Source organism: Actinomadura sp. RB99 (genome assembly GCF_014706005.1).
In the GTDB taxonomy this organism is placed as follows: Bacteria; Actinomycetota; Actinomycetes; order Streptosporangiales; family Streptosporangiaceae; genus Spirillospora.
In genome coordinates this window covers 39,487-54,081 of the sequence record NZ_JABMCA010000049.1, presented here as the reverse complement: position 1 = coordinate 54,081, position 14,595 = coordinate 39,487, and the positions used below count along the sequence as shown (strand labels likewise).

Genomic DNA, 14,595 nt, shown 5'->3' with positions numbered 1-14,595 from the left:
AAACCCCCGTCTCAGCGGAGACCGGGCCCGCCGGCCCCTCCGGTCCCCGGCGTCGCACCCGTCCCGTCCGGCCAGGCGCCGCGTCCCACGATGTCGAGGACGAGCGCGCCGATGTTCCACGCGTCGTCAGCGCCGGAGTGGTGCCGGCCCTCCAGCGGCAGCCCCGCGTGCCGCAGCGCCCCCGCCATGCCCAGCCGGCGCGGCAGCCCGTGCGCGGCGGAGTAGGCGGCCTTGGCGTTGGTGTGCCGCCGCCCGAACGGGTACCGGACGCCCCCGGCGCACTGCCGCTCGAACTGCTTGCGGTCGTAGTCGCCCCAGCTCGCCCAGGCCCGGTAGTGGGACCGGTGCTCGCGCTCCAGCAGCGCGCACGCCTCGGCGAAGGAGATGCCGCCGTCGACCTCCTCCTGGGTCAGCCCGGTCAGCTCGGTGCAGAACGCGCTGACCACCGACCGCTCCGGCCGCACCAGGACCCGGTGCTTCGCGACGCGCCGCCGCTCCTCCAGGTCGACGACGCACAGCCCGATCTCGATGATCTCGTTCACCTGCCCGGGCGCCTTGCGCTCCCAGCACGTCGCCTCGACGTCGACGACGTTCAGGTACCGTCCGAACCGCTCGTCCATGGACCGGGACCGTACCCGCGCCCGGGCCGGCGCCACGACCGGTTTTTCAGGGGGTGTCGGCGGGGCGCGGCGCGTAGTCGTCCACGTACTCCTGCCCCGACAGGCTCTGGATCGCCTCCATGATCTCGTCGGTGACGACCCGGGCGACCTTGCCGCGCGGCATCCCGGCGTCGCGCCCCGCGAACCGCATCGGCTCGCCGATCCGGACCTCGATGCGGCCCGGCTTCGGGACGACCTGTCCGCGCGGCTGCACCCGGTCGGTGCCCTTGATGGCCACCGGCACGACGGGCGCGCCGGTGCGCATCGCCAGCCGCGCCACCCCGGTCCGGCCCCGGTAGAGCCGCCCGTCCGGCGACCGGGTCCCCTCGGGGTGGATCGCGAAGACGTCGCCGCGCTCCAGCACGGACGCGCAGGTGTCGAGCGCGTCGAGCGCGGCCCGCCCGCCCGAGCGGTCCACCGCGATCGCGCCGACGCCGCGGAAGAACGTCGCGGTCGCCTGGCCCTTCACGCCGGTCCCGGTGAAGTACTCGTGCTTGCCCAGGAAGTGGACCCGCCGGGGCACGATCAGCGGCAGCACGAACGAGTCGATGAACGCCAGGTGGTTGGCCGCCAGGATCACCGGCCCCGTCCGCGGGACGTTCCGCAGGCCGCTCACGCGGGGGAGGAAGGCCACCCGCATCGCGGGTCCGAGAACGACGTACTTCATCAGGGGATAGACAACGCGTTCGGGGTCCATGTCCGAGAACGCTATGGCGCCCGCCCCCGCCCCGGCGGTGGTGGGCCGTTACAAGTTCGACCCTTGGAAGTTTGTAGGTCTCCGCACTGGACCGACTTTAAGTGTGTCAAATTGAATTGGAGGCAACCAATCGAAGGGACCGGCATGGACACCCACTACACCGCCGTCGCCACCGCCAACGGGCGGGAGGGGCGCGCCGTCAGCTCCGACGGGCGCCTCGACCTGACCCTCGCCCCGCCGCGCGAGATGGGCGGCAGCGGTGCCGGCACCAACCCCGAGCAGCTGTTCGCCGCCGGCTACGCCGCCTGCTTCGCCAGCGCCCTCGGTGCCGTCGCTCGCGGCTCCCGCCAGGACGTCCGCGACGTCTCCGTCACCGCCGAGGTCGGCATCGGCGGCAGCGTCGAGAAGGGCTTCGGCCTCAGCGTCGTGCTGCGCGTCGAGCTCCCCGACGGCCTGGAGAACGGCCGCGAGCTGGTCGAGCGCGCCCACCAGGTCTGCCCCTACTCCAACGCCACCCGCGGCAACATCCCCGTCGAGCTCGTCATCGAGTGACCGCCGACGCGCGGCGTGCCGCCCTCGCGAGGGAGGCACGCCGCAGCTGAACGCGGTCCGGGTCAGGAGCCGGCCGACGCGGCGCCCGCCGCCATCGCGGCCCGCTGCGACCGGATCACCTTGCTCACCGCCGGCGCCGCCGGGCCCGACCGCGCCGTCAGCTCCGCGATCCGCCGCTTGTGCCGCCGCCGCTCGGGCCCCGGCAGCACCGACTTCAGCTCGCCCGCCGCCGCCAGCGCCACCGCCGCCGCGTCGTAGCTGTTCACGTGAGCCACCGGACGCCCCCGCAGCGCCGACGACGCCCCGCCCCAGAGCTGCTTCACCACCCGCGGGTCCCGGACGGTGACCTCCTCGGCCGGGAACACGCCCAGCACCCGGCGCCCCCGCACCCGGATCCAGCCGCCCCGCTCCAGCTCGTCGCGCACCGTCCGCACCGCGGACCGGGCCTCCCTGCGCACCCAGTGGTGCCAGGGCCGTGGCTTCGACGCCGAGATCTGCGCCACCAGCCCGTACGGGTCCTCGCCGGGCGTGCCCGGCACCGGCCTGCCCCGCCGCTCCTCCAGCCGCCCGTCCAGGAACAGCTCGGTCAGCGCCGCGCCCCGCAGCACGTACCCGAGCCGCGCGCCCCGCGCCGTCATCCGCTGCTTGCGCAGGTCGTAGGCCAGCAGGTACATCCTCGCCGGCAGCGTCTCCGGAACCTCGACCATCCCCTACCCCTCGCCTTCACCCCGCCCCGAGCCCCGCTCGCCCGGTGCCCCCTGCACGTCCGGCGCCCCCTGCTCGCCGGGCGCCCCCTGCACGTCCGGCGCCTCCTGCTCGCCGGGCGCCTTGCGCGGCCGGCCCGGCCGCCGCATCCGTCCCGCCGACCCCGGCATCCGCCCGGCGTCGGCCAGCGCCTGCCGCAGCAGGAACTCGATCTGCGCGTTCGTGCTGCGCAGCTCGTCCCCGGCCCACCGCGCCAGCGCGTCGTGCACCGCCGGGTCGAGCCGCAGCAGGATCTTCTTGCGCTCGGTCGCCACTGCCCGCGGTCACTGGTAGAGCGTGCCGGTGTTCACCACCGGCTGCGCGTCCCGGTCGGCGCACAGGACGACCAGCAGGTTGCTGACCATCGCCGCCTTGCGCTCCTCGTCCAACTCCACGACGTCCTCCTCGTCCAGCCGGTCGAGCGCCCGCTGCACCATGCCGACCGCCCCGTCCACGATCCGCTCCCGCGCCGCGACGACCGCGCCCGCCTGCTGCCGGCGCAGCATCGCCTGCGCGATCTCCGGCGCGTACGCCAGCCGGGTGATCCGCGACTCCACGATGTCCACGCCCGCCGAGGCGACCCGCTGCCGCAGCTCCTCCGACAACCGCCCGGTGATCTCGTCGGCGTTGTCGCGCAGCGACGTCCGCTCCGCCGCGTCGTAGGGGAAGCTGCCCGCGATGTGCCGGACGGCCGCCTCGGTCTGGAAGGCCACGAACTCCACGAAGTCGTCCACCTCGAACACCGCCCGCGCGGTGTCGCGCACCTGCCACACGACCACCGCCGAGATCTCGATCGGGTTGCCGTCCAGGTCGTTGACCTTCGCCAGGCCCGTCTCGTGGTTGCGGATCCGGGTCGACACCTTCCGCCGGTCCGTCAGCGGGTTCACCCACCGCAGCCCGTCCTCGCGGACCGTCCCCTTGTACCGCCCCAGCAGCTGCAGCACCCGAGCCTCGCCCGGCGCGACCGGCGTCAGCCCCAGCGCTAGCACGATCCCGACGATGATCAGCACGATCCCCGCCGCGACCCCGGCGACCGACGCCGCGCCCGTCCCGTTGACTCCGGCCACCAGCGCCGCGACCCCCACCAGCGCCACGACCACGGCCAGCCCCAGCATCGGCCACCCGCCGCGGTCCCGCGCCGCCCGCTCCTCGACCCGCGGCCGCGGCATCTCCACCTTCGCCCCAGCGTCCACCACGCCGGCCACCTCCTCCGTGAGTATCACCAACATAGCAAAGTGATATCACTTTTTCCAAATGGGGAAGCCCGGCCCCTGGAGAGGGACCGGGCCGTACGGGCCGGCATGGGTCACCGGGTGTTCTGGACGGGGGCCGGGGCGGGGGGCTCGGCGGGGGTGTCGTCGGGGATGACCTTGGGGACGGAGCGGAGGGTGACCAGGGCGAAGACCGCGACCAGGGCGGCGAGGCCCGCGCTGCAGACCAGGGCGCCGTGCATGCCGTCCACGAAGGCGTCGCGGGCGGCGCCGAGGAGCGGGCCGCCGACCCGGGCGGGCAGGGCGGACGCGGCCTCGAAGGCGCCGGCGAGGGAGTCGCGGGCCGCGGACGCGGCGGGGGCGGGGACGTTCGCCGGAAGGTGCAGGGAGTCGCGGTAGACGGCGTTCAGGACGCTGCCGAGGATCGCCATGCCGAGGGCGCCGCCCAGCTCGGTGGCCGTCTCGGAGATCGCGGACGCGGCGCCGGAGCGGTCCTGCGGGACCGACGCGAGGACGGTGTCGGCGGTCGTGGTCAGCGCCATGCCCATCCCCATGCCGGACATCAGCATCCCCGCCAGCATCACCCAGTAGCCGCTGTCGAGGCCGACGGTGACGAAGAGGGAGAACCCGCCGGCGGCGACCAGCATGCCGATCGCGACGACGCGGGCGCGGCCCAGGGCGTTGATCAGCGGCGGGGCGAGGGCGGCGCCGCCGACCATGGCGCCCGCGGCGCCCGGCAGCCCGGCGAGGCCGGCCTTGAGCGGCGACCAGCCGAGCGCCAGCTGGAAGAACAGCGAGAAGATCAGCGACTGGGCGACCAGGGCGAACATCGCGAACATGTTGGTGCCGACGGAGCCGGAGAACGCGGCGCGGCGGAACAGCCGGACGTCGATCAGCGGCTCGGCGATCCGGGTCTGCCGGATCCAGAACGCGGCCAGCGCGGCGGCGCCGACCACCGCGGCGACCGCCACCCGGGGCTCGTCCACGCCGTGCGCCGCCGCCTCCTTGACCGCGTACACCAGGCCGAGGACGCCGGCGATCGACAGCGGCACGCTCACGAGGTCCAGCCGCCCGGTCACGGCGGAGCGCGTCTCGGGCAGGACGAAGGCCCCGGCGACGAACGCCACGGCCATGATCGGCACGTTGATCAGGAAGACCGAGCCCCACCAGAAGTGGTCCAGCAGCGCGCCGCCGATGACCGGCCCGAGGCCGACGGCGAGGCCGCCGATGCCGCTGAAGACGCCGATCGCCATCGTCCGCTCCTTCGGGTCGCTGAACACCCGGCGGATCAGCGACAGCCCGGACGGCATCAGCGTCGCGCCGGCGACGCCGAGCAGCGCCCGCGCGGCGATCAGCAGCTCGGCGCTCGGCGCGTACGCGGTCACGGTGGACGCGACGGCGAACAGCGCGGTGCCCGTCAGGAGCAGCTTCTTGTGCCCGATCCGGTCGCCGATCCCGCCCATGGTGATCAGCAGTCCGGCGAGCGCGAACCCGTAGGCGTCGGCGATCCACAGGATCTGCGTCGCCGACGGGTGCAGGTCGGCGCTCAGGTGCGGGATGGCCTGGTTGAGGGCGGTCAGGTCGATGTTCGGCACGATGGCGAGCAGGCAGCAGATCGCGAACGTGCCCCATTTGCGGGCTGAGGAGTACATGTCCGCAAGGTTCGCGGGGCGCGCTGACGGGGCGCGCACCGTCCGCTGACCGTCCCGGGCGGGGCCGTGCGCGCGACCGTCAGCGGCGTACGACCGGGTCCGTGGAGGCGGGTCAGTCGGCGGTGAGCTCCCGCCAGGAGCCGGGCGACGGGAGGCCGGCGCCGACGTCGAGCATCGCGAGGGCCTCGTCGCGGGTGAGGGCGGCGCCCTCGGCGTAGGCGGCGTCGTAGCGGGCGTCGCCGAGCGCGGCCCTGGCGCCCGCCTCGACCCGGTCGGCGTCGGCGTCCCCGGGGACCTGCGGGCCCCGCAGCCGCGCCGCGACGCCCGCCAGCCGCGCCGCGCGCTCGGCGTCGCCCTCGGCGAGCGCGGCGCCGCCCAGCCCGACCGCGGCACCGGCCTGGTAGGTGAAGATCGGGTGGTCGGACGAGATGGTCAGCGCCTCCCCGAACAGCTCCCGCGCCCGCGCGGCGTCGCCTTCGGCGGCGGCGACCCAGCCGAGCCCGACGAGCGCCGTCCCGCGCGCCGCCCGCGCGATGAACCGCTCCGAGGCGTACTGGGTCAGCGCCGTCTCGTACAACCGCCGCGCCTCGGCGAGGTCGCCGCGGGTCCGCGCGATCCCCGCGAGCCCGTTGTACCCGCCCGCGACCTTGTCGGGGGCGCCCGCACGGCGCGCCAGCTCGATGCCGCGCTCCAGCTCGGCGGCGGCGCCGTCCGGGTCGCCGGCATGGATAAGGACCTCCGCGCGCCGGTACAGCAGGTCGGCGGTGTCCTCCAGCGCGCCGAGCTGCCCCGTCAGTTCGAGCGCCTCGTCCAGCAGCTCCAGCGCCCGCTCCCGGTCGCCGCGCCAGTCGGCGATCTGGGCGAGCGGGTCGAGGGAGTTCGCGGTGCCCCACCGGTCGCCGCACTCCCGGAACTTCGCGACCGCCGCGGTGCACGCCTCCTCGGCGCGGTCGATCTCGCCGCTGAACTGGCGCAGGAACCCGTCGCTCATGTGGATCAGCGCCTGCGCCCACGGGTCCTGGCCGACGTGCATCGCGAACACCGCGAACTGCGTCCGGCTCGGCCCGGCCGTGAGCGCGTACTGCACGATCGTGGACGGGTAGGTCAGCACCCGGTGGATGCCGTGCAGCAGCGTCTCGGCGCGGTCCAGCCAGGTCTGCGCGCGGTCGCCCGTCGCCCCCGCCGACACCGCGTTCATCACGCACAGGACGTACTCCTCCTCGCACCCCTCCGGCGGGTCGAGGCCCACGACGTCCAGCAGCTCGGACGAGATCGACGCGCCCTCGATCCGCCCGCGCAGCCACCAGTACCACGACAGCGCCGCGACCAGCCGCAGCGCGAGCACGGTGTCGAGGCGGACGCTGCGGCGCAGCGCCGCGTGCAGGTTGCCGTGGTCGGCGGCCAGCAGCCCGAGCCACTCCAGCTGCTCGGCGCCGCGCAGGTGCGGTTCCGCGCGCCGCGCCAGGTCGAGGAAGTACGCGGCGTGCGCCCGCTGGAACCGCTCGTCCTCGCCGGCCTCCGCGAGCCGCTCGGCGCAGAACGCCCGGACGGTGTCGAGCATCCGGTACCGGGTCCCGTCGCTCTGCAGCAGCGACTTGTCGGCCAGCTCGACGAGCAGCTCGTCGGCGTCGACCAGGTCGCAGACCACCGCGGCGGCCTCCAGCGTCAGCCCGCCGGAGAACACCGTCAGCCGCCGCGCGAGCGTCTGCTCCTCCTCGTCCAGCAGCTCCCAGCTCCACTCGACGACGGCGCGCAGCGTCTGGTGCCGGGGCGCCGCCGTCCGGTTGCCGCGCGACAGCAGCCGGAACCGGTCGTCCAGCCGGTTCGCGACCTGCTCCACCGGCAGCGACCGCAGCCGCGCCGCCGCCAGCTCGATCGCCAGCGGCAGCCCGTCGAGCGCCCCGCAGATCCGCAGCACCGCGTCCACGTTGGCCTCGTCGACCGCGAAGTCGGGGCGGGCCGCCGCGGCCCGGTCGGCGAACAGCCGCACCGCCGGGTACCGGACGACCTCCGCGGCGGGCGTGCCCTCGGGCGGCAGCGCCAGCGGCGGCAGCGGCCACAGCGCCTCCCCGGTGATGGCGAGCGCCTCCCGGCTGGTGGCCAGCACCCGCAGCAGCGGGCAGGCGCTCAGCAGCCGGTGCGCCAGCGGCGCGACGGTCGCGACGACGTGCTCGCAGTTGTCCAGGACGAGCAGCATCCGCCGCCCGCTCAGCGCCGTGACCAGCCGCTCCGCCGCGTCGGCCGGGCGCTCGCCGGGGCCCGCCATCATCCCGGCCTCGCGCAGCCCGAGCGCCCCGAGCACCGCCCGGCTCACCTCGGCCCGGTCGACGGGCGCCAGGTCGACGAAGCAGACCTCGCCGTCCTCGCGCGCCGCCGCCTCGACGGCCAGCCGCGTCTTGCCCGCGCCGCCCGGCCCGAGCAGCGTCACGAGCCGGCCCCCGGCCAGCATCGCCCCCACCCGCCGGACCTCGTCGTCGCGGCCGACGAAGCTGGTGAACTGCGCGGGCAGGTTCAGCCGGATGTTCTCCGCAGCCTCCGTCGCCGGTCCTTCGAGATCGCCGCGGAGGATCGCCATGTGCACGTCCGCCAGCTCCGGCGAAGGGTCGGCGCCCAGCTCGTCGGCGAGGACGCGCCGGCCGTCCTCGAACGCCTCCAGCGCCTCGGCCTGCCGCCCGGCCCCGTACAGCGCCCGCATCAGCAGCGCCCGCGCGCGCTCTCGCAACGGCCGCTCGTCCAGCAGGGCGCGCAGCTCCGGGATCACGGTGTCGAACTCGCCGAGCGCCAGCCGCGCCTCCGCGTGGTCCTCGGCGACCGCCGCCCGCGCCTCCTCCAGCCGCGCCGCCTGCGCCTCCGCGAACGGCGCCGACCGCACGTCCGCCAGCGCCGGGCCGCGCCACAGCTCCAGCGCCTCCCGCAGCAGCGCGGCCGCCCGCACGTGGTCGCCCGTCCCGAGCGCGCGGCGGCCGTCGCGGGCCAGCGCCTCGAACCGGTGCACGTCCACCGCGTCCCGGTCGGCGAGCAGCCGGTACCCGGCGGGATGCCCCTCGACGAGCGCGGCGTCGCCCAGGCCCCGCCGCAGCCGCGACACCTGCGACTGCAGCGCGTTGGCCGCCCCGGCCGGCGGCTCCTCCCCGTAGAGCCCGTCGATGAGCCGCTCGCCCGTCACGAGGCGCCCGGCGTCCAGGGCCAGCATCGCCAGCAGCGCCCGCACCCGCGGACCCCCCACCGGTACGGTCTCCGCCTCGCCGCCACGGACCTCGACCGGCCCCAGAATGCCGAACAGCATGGCCCCGATTGTGGCGTATCCCCTCAAGTACCGTGGTCGTCCATGACCGAGATCCAGATCGTCCGCGAGTTCCTCTCCGCCCTCGAGGCCCTCGACGTCGACCGGGCCCTCGCCCTCGCCGCCCCGGGCATGGTCTACCAGAACGTCCCGCTGCCGCCCGCGCGCGGGCTCCCCGCCGTCGAGAAGACGCTGCGTGCCATGACCCGCTACGGCACCGGGTTCGAGGCCCGCGTGCACAACATCGCCGCGAACGGCCCCGTCGTCCTCACCGAGCGCACCGACGTCCTCGAAGCGGGCGCGTGGCGCGCCGAGTTCTGGGTCTGCGGCACCTTCGAGGTCCACGACGGCCTCATCACCCTGTGGCGCGACTACTTCGACTGGACGACCTTCCTCGCCGCCTCCGCCAAGGGCCTCGGCGGCGTCCTCCGCGCCGCCCTCTCTCCCCGCCCCCGAACCCGCACCGAGTAGACGCTCCGCGACCATGAGGGGAGTTGCCTGGTGGGCCGTAGTCGTTAGGCATTGAACTACGTACCGGCGGTGTGGCACGCTTCCTCGACCGGGGACCTCTTCGGGTGAGGAGTCGGACGTGGCCGCAGCGACCGAGGGCGCCGAGGCGTGGCATGGGCTCTACGATGCGCTCGCCGAGGAGCACGACTACGAGATCGACGAGATCGACGGGCGCCTTCCCGACGGCCTGGTCGGGACGCTGTACCGCAATGGCCCAGGGCGCTGGCAGGTCGGCGAGACCCTGCTCGACCACATTTTCGACGGCGACGGAATGCTGTCGCTGTTCGCGTTCCCCGGGGACGGCCGGATCCATTACCGGAACCGGTACGTAAGGACGAGGCATTACCGCTACGGGCAGCGGAAAGGGCGGGCCGGACTGCGGGGCCTCGGTACCCAGCGGCCGGGTGGCGTGCTCGGCAACATGCTCCGCCCGCCGGCGAACGTCGCCAACACCGGCGTGGTCCTGCACGGCGGCCAACTGCTCGCGCTATGGGAGGGCGGACGGCCCTACCGGCTCGACCCGGACAGCCTGGAGACGCTCGGCGAGCACTCGTTCGACGGGCGGCTGAAACTGATGTCGGCCTTCTCCGCGCACCCGTCGCGCTGCCTGGTGACCGGCGAGCTGTTCAACTTCGGAATGGACTTCACGCGGCTGCGGAGCCTGCGCTGCTACCGGGTCGATCCGAACGGGAAGCTGCACCACATGCCGCGGATATCGCTGCCCTACAGTCCGTGGAACCACGACTTCGCGCTCACCCGCCGGTATCTGGTGTTCGTCATCAACCCGGTGATCCCGAAGGCGGCGCCGATCCTGCTCGGAACCGGATCGATAGCGGACGCCCTGACCTACGAGCCGCACCGTCCGACGTGCTTCGCGATCGTCCCCCGCGACGGCGGCGAAGCGCGGGTCATCGAGCACGACGCCCTGCTCGGCTTCCATTTCGTCAACGCCTTCGAGGACGGTGACGACGTGGTCGTGGAGTTCGTCCGCTTCGCCGACTGGGACCAGGTGGCCACGAGGTTCCGCGAATTCCGCACCAGCGACTTCCCGTGGGGCGACGCGCTGATGCGCTATCGCGTCTCCCCGTCCGGAAACGTCGAAGAGCAAGAGGTATGCAGCGGGCCCATGGAACTGCCGCACGCCGACGTCCGGCAGGCGGGCAATCCGCACCGCTACACCTATTTCGCCGGCCGGACGAAATCCAGCACGGGCATTCACGCCTACGACCACGTCACGGGCCGCCGGACGACCCACGAACTGCCGTCCGGGCACGGTTTCGGCGAGCCGGTGTTCGTGCCCCGCGGCCCCGACGCGGACGAAGGCGACGGCTGGCTCCTGACCCTCGCCTACGACCCGGACGAGCACCGGTCGCGGCTGCTCGTCCTCGACGCCCGGGACGTCGAGGCCGAGCCGCTCGCCGTCGCCCACCTGCGCCACCACATCCCGATGGGCTTCCACGGCTCCTTCACCACCCGCGTCGCGACCCCACACGGATGACCGGCGCGCACAGGCCCTCAACAGAGCCATTTCTGGAAAAGCCTCGCCCCGATTATTGAAGCTTTACCACTATGTCCGGCTCTAGACACTCCACCGGCCGTATAACGCTTCGCATGATCCCGGGTAAAGCCGGTTGTGCTCGGTCCGTCACGCGTAGTTCACTGAGCGTCCGCCCGCCCACACCGCTCACGGGAGTGCAGATGCCGGCTGACGACGACGGGGTCGTGCGGACGCTGCGGGGCTATTTCACGCACACGCCGGGGCAGCGCGTCCGCATGCAGAACGCGACGCGCTATCTGTGCTGCGCCGCCTACCGGGACGAGGCGCTGTCCAAGGAGATCATCAAGGAGTTCCTCTACGACCAGCACCGCGCCGTCGTCCCCTCCTACGGGTTCGACCTGCGGCCGGTGCTGGCGCACTGCCTGCACGCCCGGGAGATGCGGCTGGTCCGGGACACCATGATCACCGCTGCGATCGTGGTCGGGCTGGTGCTGTCGTGGCAGGTCACCCTGCTGGTGCTCGGGACGCTGACGCTGCTCGCCGTCGCCCTGGCCGTGCTGCCGAAGCGCGCCGGACGGTTCCAGACCGCCGTCACCATCGCGCTTCCCGTCGCCGGCGGCCCGCTGCTGCTGTACATCGGCACGACGATGCTGAAGGCGACGAGCGGGCCGGGCCTTGAGGCGGGCGGCGACGGGTTCGCCGAGCCCGTCCGCCACGACCACTGGTTCATCGGCGGCCTGGGGCTGTTCGCGCTGCTCCTCGGGATCTCGTTCGTGCACCGGCTCGCGGTGGTCTGGCTGCTGCGGTCGCTGGGGCCGGACGCCCCCGTCGCCGTGCCGAGGGTGCGCTCGCAGGCCCGGAGCGACCGCATCGACCGGGTCGGCGCCGCCCAGTACGGGAACGTCACGCTGTACTCGCGGCAGAACCCGTTCGTCGGCTCGGGGAAGGTCGACGACAAGCGCACCCGCGTCTGGTCGCTGGTCATCGAACTGGACCGGGTCCGCCCGGCGCGGGCGGACCGTCCGGCCCTGGCCGTCGACCCCGTCGACATGCGCGCGGCCATCGAGCGGAGGCTGACCGCGATGCGCGACGACCTGCCGCCCAACGAGTCCGTCGACCTGCTGGTCAACGACCACGTCGTCGCCGAGGGCGAGTGCGTGCAGGGCCGCCGCCCGTTCGGCCCGGCGCACCCCGGCGTGCGGTACGAGGGGCATCCGCTCATCGATCCGAACACGTGGCGGCCGTTCTCGAAGGCGTCGCAGGCCGCGGTCGAGGTGCTCGTCCGCAATCCGCAGGCGGACCTCCGCTGCTACCAGCGGATCACCGTCGAGGCCCACGCCGCCTCCGTGACGGACGACGGGCGGTGGCACGTCGTGCCGGCCAGGGACGAGGGCGTGCAGATCACCGGCTTCCTCTACCTCGCGGTGCAGGGCCGCATGCTCTACGCGCAGTTCGTGTGCAACGCGCTGCCGCCGATCCGCAAGGACTTCAAGCTGGTGGACGTGCTGCCGTCCTTCACCCCGGCGGAGGTCGTCCTGGAGGCGCTCCGGCAGGGCGGCGCCGCCGCCGTCGGCGAGGCGATCGCGGGGCCGCTGCGGCTGGTCGCGGCGGTGCCGTGGGCCGAGATCTTCCAGCAGGGCGCGGAGCGGCACCGGCGGCGGTTCTTCGCCTTCGACTACGGCGCCCGCATGTCCGTCCGGGAACGCGCCGCGGAACCGGCGTTCACGACCTTCCTCCAGGAACTGGACGTCAACAAGCACACCCGGCTGATCGAGCGCCGCGTCATGGGCGCCCTCCTCGACCACCTCCAGCACGACCGCAACATCGACGTCTCCGACTACCGCACCGAGACGGCGTCGATCATCAGCAACTCGCTCATCATGAACGGCGGCACGGTGAACGGCCAGCTCGGGTTCGCGCCCGGCGGGGACGTCCGCCAGGAGGCCGCGGGCTGACCAGGGGAGAGGGCATGTCCGGCAACATGTACATCGGTGACGGCGCGCAGATCGGCGGCCAGGTCGCCATGGGACGCAACGTGTCACAGGTGCAGCGCTCGTCCGCACCGTCCGCGAGCACCGACCTCTTCGACCGCGTCGCCGCGCTGATCGACGAGCACGAGGCCGCGCTGCCCGACGCCCGCCGCGCCCGCCGCGACCTGGCCGACGCGCGGGAGGAGGCGGAGGCCGACGACGGCGACGCCGAACGCCGCGACAACGCGCTCGCCCGCCTCGCCGCGCGCGTGGCGCCGGTCGCCGCCCTCGCCGAAGCCGTCCACCGCCTCATGAACGCCCTCTGACGCGTAGGCCGGAGAAGTCGTCACCGGACGGGATCCTTCTCGAACGGGCACGAGCGAGAGCCGGGTCAGCCGGCGAGCAGGTCGGAGAAGTCGTCGCAGGTCAGCGTCGCCGACTCGGTGTCGGGGTTGAGCGCGTCCTCCACCTTCACCCGCGACACCCCGGGAACGGCCTGCGCGGTGCACACCAGCTGCCCCAGCGCGACGCGGCTCCAGTCGCCGCCCGCTTTCAGTCCGCCCGGCCCGATGTCGATGCCGGTCACCGAGGCGACGAGCACCCTGGAAGCCTGCACCACATATCCCGATATGTCCTCCGTGTGGGGCACCTCGGTGTGCAGGCCCTTGCGGCTCTCCTGCGCGGTGACCGGGATCCTCAACTGGACGAGCGGCAGCATCGGGTGGCCGGCCAGCCCCTGGCGGGTGACCGGGACCAGTTTGTCCCCGGCCACCAGGTAGAGCGTCATCGTCATGCTGCGCCCCTCGGCGACCGGCAGGCTGCCCGCGCTGACGACGCCGGTCGGCCGCACGCCGCACCCTGAGGCCAGTGCAGCGGCCGCCAGCACCGCCGCGATCGTGTGGAGGACCCGGTCGCGCATCGCTCCCCGGCTCGCCGGTGCCGCTGCGGGCGGGAAGCCACAGCGTGAGTCCGTCAGGTACGAGGGGTGACGCGACGTCCGAGCCATCGCCACACCCTGCACGTACCGGTGCACAACATCACGCCGCCGCACCGACCCAGACCAACTTCTCGAACACCCGCAGAGGCGGGCCTCCGGAGCAGCGCACTCTTCGCCGTCCATTCGCTCCGTCTTGAGTGCGGCGCGGGCACCTTCTCATCGAAGGCTCCGGTTCACGCGTAGTGCGCACTGCCCGGCGCATTATGTGAATTCTTCCTCTTGACAGCCGGGTCAACTGCGTCCGACCAGATGGATCCGGTGAATCGGGTGCCCTCTGCCCAGGCAAAGACGAAGCTGATAAATTGGCTGATCATGTGACATTGCCGGAGTCGCGCCATCCTTGACCCGGGCGTCGGTGTCCACCCCGCGGGCGGACGGTGGCGCGTGACGGGAGGAGTCCGGAGGACATGTCCGATCCGTCTGGCCTAGAGAAACTGCTCAATCCCGGAAAGCCGTCGCCGCCCGCGGCCCAGGTCCCTCCTTACCTCGCTCCGATCCTGGACGACCCCGGAAAGCTCGAGTACCGGCAGCTGGAAGAGCTCGAGTCCGGCGCGCGGGCGTGCGGCGTCGTCGCGGATTTCGTGCGGACCGGTCTCGGCAAGGCGGGGCGTCCGACCGACGCCGCGGCCAAGGACCTCAAGGGGTTCGGCTCGGCCGGGCAACTGAGCGCGCTCGTCGACTCCTGGCACGCCAACGGCAAGACGATGGCCGACCACATCGACGGCATCGGGCCGCGGCTCACCAGGACGGCCGCCGCCTACCGCCGGGCGGAGGACAAGATCAGAGGCGCCATCAACAAGGTCTGGCACGTGGAGGGCTGAC

The 14,595-nt window shown here is 73.4% G+C and carries 14 protein-coding genes; 6 read left to right on the top strand and 8 right to left on the bottom strand.

The window, feature by feature from the left end; translation table 11 throughout:
- Positions 1–11: 11 nt before the first annotated feature.
- Positions 12–620, bottom strand: coding sequence for a 3'-5' exonuclease (locus amrb99_RS33570; protein WP_190863781.1), 609 nt, complete (start codon positions 618–620; stop codon positions 12–14).
- Between the two features lie 46 nt (positions 621–666).
- A complete protein-coding gene (locus amrb99_RS33565) occupies positions 667–1,356 on the bottom strand; it encodes a lysophospholipid acyltransferase family protein (RefSeq protein ID WP_190863779.1) in 690 nt (229 codons plus the stop codon).
- 144 nt (positions 1,357–1,500) lie between these two features.
- On the opposite strand from amrb99_RS33565, the gene amrb99_RS33560 reads away from it, so the two are divergent.
- Positions 1,501–1,908 (top strand): organic hydroperoxide resistance protein, encoded by a 408-nt coding sequence (locus amrb99_RS33560; protein ID WP_190863777.1) that lies wholly within the window; start codon positions 1,501–1,503, stop codon positions 1,906–1,908.
- Between the two features lie 62 nt (positions 1,909–1,970).
- On the opposite strand, the gene amrb99_RS33555 is transcribed toward amrb99_RS33560, so the two are convergent.
- The 5 genes from amrb99_RS33555 to amrb99_RS33535 all read right to left on the bottom strand — a co-directional run bounded on the left by amrb99_RS33555 (position 1,971) and on the right by amrb99_RS33535 (position 8,801).
- On the bottom strand, positions 1,971–2,615 hold the full coding sequence (locus tag amrb99_RS33555) for a GPP34 family phosphoprotein (protein WP_190863775.1): 645 nt from the start codon (positions 2,613–2,615) through the stop codon (positions 1,971–1,973).
- 3 nt (positions 2,616–2,618) lie between these two features.
- On the bottom strand, positions 2,619–2,927 hold the full coding sequence (locus amrb99_RS33550; protein ID WP_190863773.1) for a hypothetical protein: 309 nt from the start codon (positions 2,925–2,927) through the stop codon (positions 2,619–2,621).
- Positions 2,928–2,936: 9 nt separating this feature from the next.
- Positions 2,937–3,821, bottom strand: a complete 885-nt coding sequence (locus amrb99_RS33545) for an SPFH domain-containing protein (RefSeq protein WP_206700203.1) — start codon at positions 3,819–3,821, stop codon at positions 2,937–2,939.
- A 137-nt stretch (positions 3,822–3,958) separates the two neighbouring features.
- The gene (locus amrb99_RS33540) at positions 3,959–5,515 is read right to left on the bottom strand and encodes an MFS transporter (RefSeq protein ID WP_190863770.1); all 1,557 of its coding nucleotides are present in this window, start codon (positions 5,513–5,515) and stop codon (positions 3,959–3,961) included.
- A 112-nt stretch (positions 5,516–5,627) separates the two neighbouring features.
- The gene (locus tag amrb99_RS33535; protein ID WP_190863768.1) at positions 5,628–8,801 is read right to left on the bottom strand and encodes a BTAD domain-containing putative transcriptional regulator; all 3,174 of its coding nucleotides are present in this window, start codon (positions 8,799–8,801) and stop codon (positions 5,628–5,630) included.
- A 42-nt stretch (positions 8,802–8,843) separates the two neighbouring features.
- Here amrb99_RS33535 and amrb99_RS33530 point away from each other — a divergent pair, with 42 nt between their 5' ends.
- The 4 genes from amrb99_RS33530 (at position 8,844) to amrb99_RS33515 (ending at position 13,102) form a co-directional block, all read left to right on the top strand.
- Positions 8,844–9,269 (top strand): limonene-1,2-epoxide hydrolase family protein, encoded by a 426-nt coding sequence (locus tag amrb99_RS33530; RefSeq protein ID WP_190863766.1) that lies wholly within the window; start codon positions 8,844–8,846, stop codon positions 9,267–9,269.
- Positions 9,270–9,387: 118 nt separating this feature from the next.
- The gene (locus amrb99_RS33525; protein WP_190863763.1) at positions 9,388–10,806 is read left to right on the top strand and encodes a carotenoid oxygenase family protein; all 1,419 of its coding nucleotides are present in this window, start codon (positions 9,388–9,390) and stop codon (positions 10,804–10,806) included.
- A gap of 200 nt (positions 10,807–11,006) precedes the next feature.
- Positions 11,007–12,761, top strand: coding sequence for a hypothetical protein (locus amrb99_RS33520; protein ID WP_190863761.1), 1,755 nt, complete (start codon positions 11,007–11,009; stop codon positions 12,759–12,761).
- 14 nt (positions 12,762–12,775) lie between these two features.
- The gene (locus tag amrb99_RS33515) at positions 12,776–13,102 is read left to right on the top strand and encodes a hypothetical protein (RefSeq protein WP_190863759.1); all 327 of its coding nucleotides are present in this window, start codon (positions 12,776–12,778) and stop codon (positions 13,100–13,102) included.
- A 65-nt stretch (positions 13,103–13,167) separates the two neighbouring features.
- On the opposite strand, the gene amrb99_RS33510 is transcribed toward amrb99_RS33515, so the two are convergent.
- Complete coding sequence (locus amrb99_RS33510; RefSeq protein ID WP_190863757.1) at positions 13,168–13,695, bottom strand: hypothetical protein; 528 nt, start codon at positions 13,693–13,695, stop codon at positions 13,168–13,170.
- Positions 13,696–14,180: 485 nt separating this feature from the next.
- On the opposite strand from amrb99_RS33510, the gene amrb99_RS33505 reads away from it, so the two are divergent.
- Complete coding sequence (locus tag amrb99_RS33505; protein ID WP_190863755.1) at positions 14,181–14,594, top strand: hypothetical protein; 414 nt, start codon at positions 14,181–14,183, stop codon at positions 14,592–14,594.
- Position 14,595: the final 1 nt, after the last annotated feature.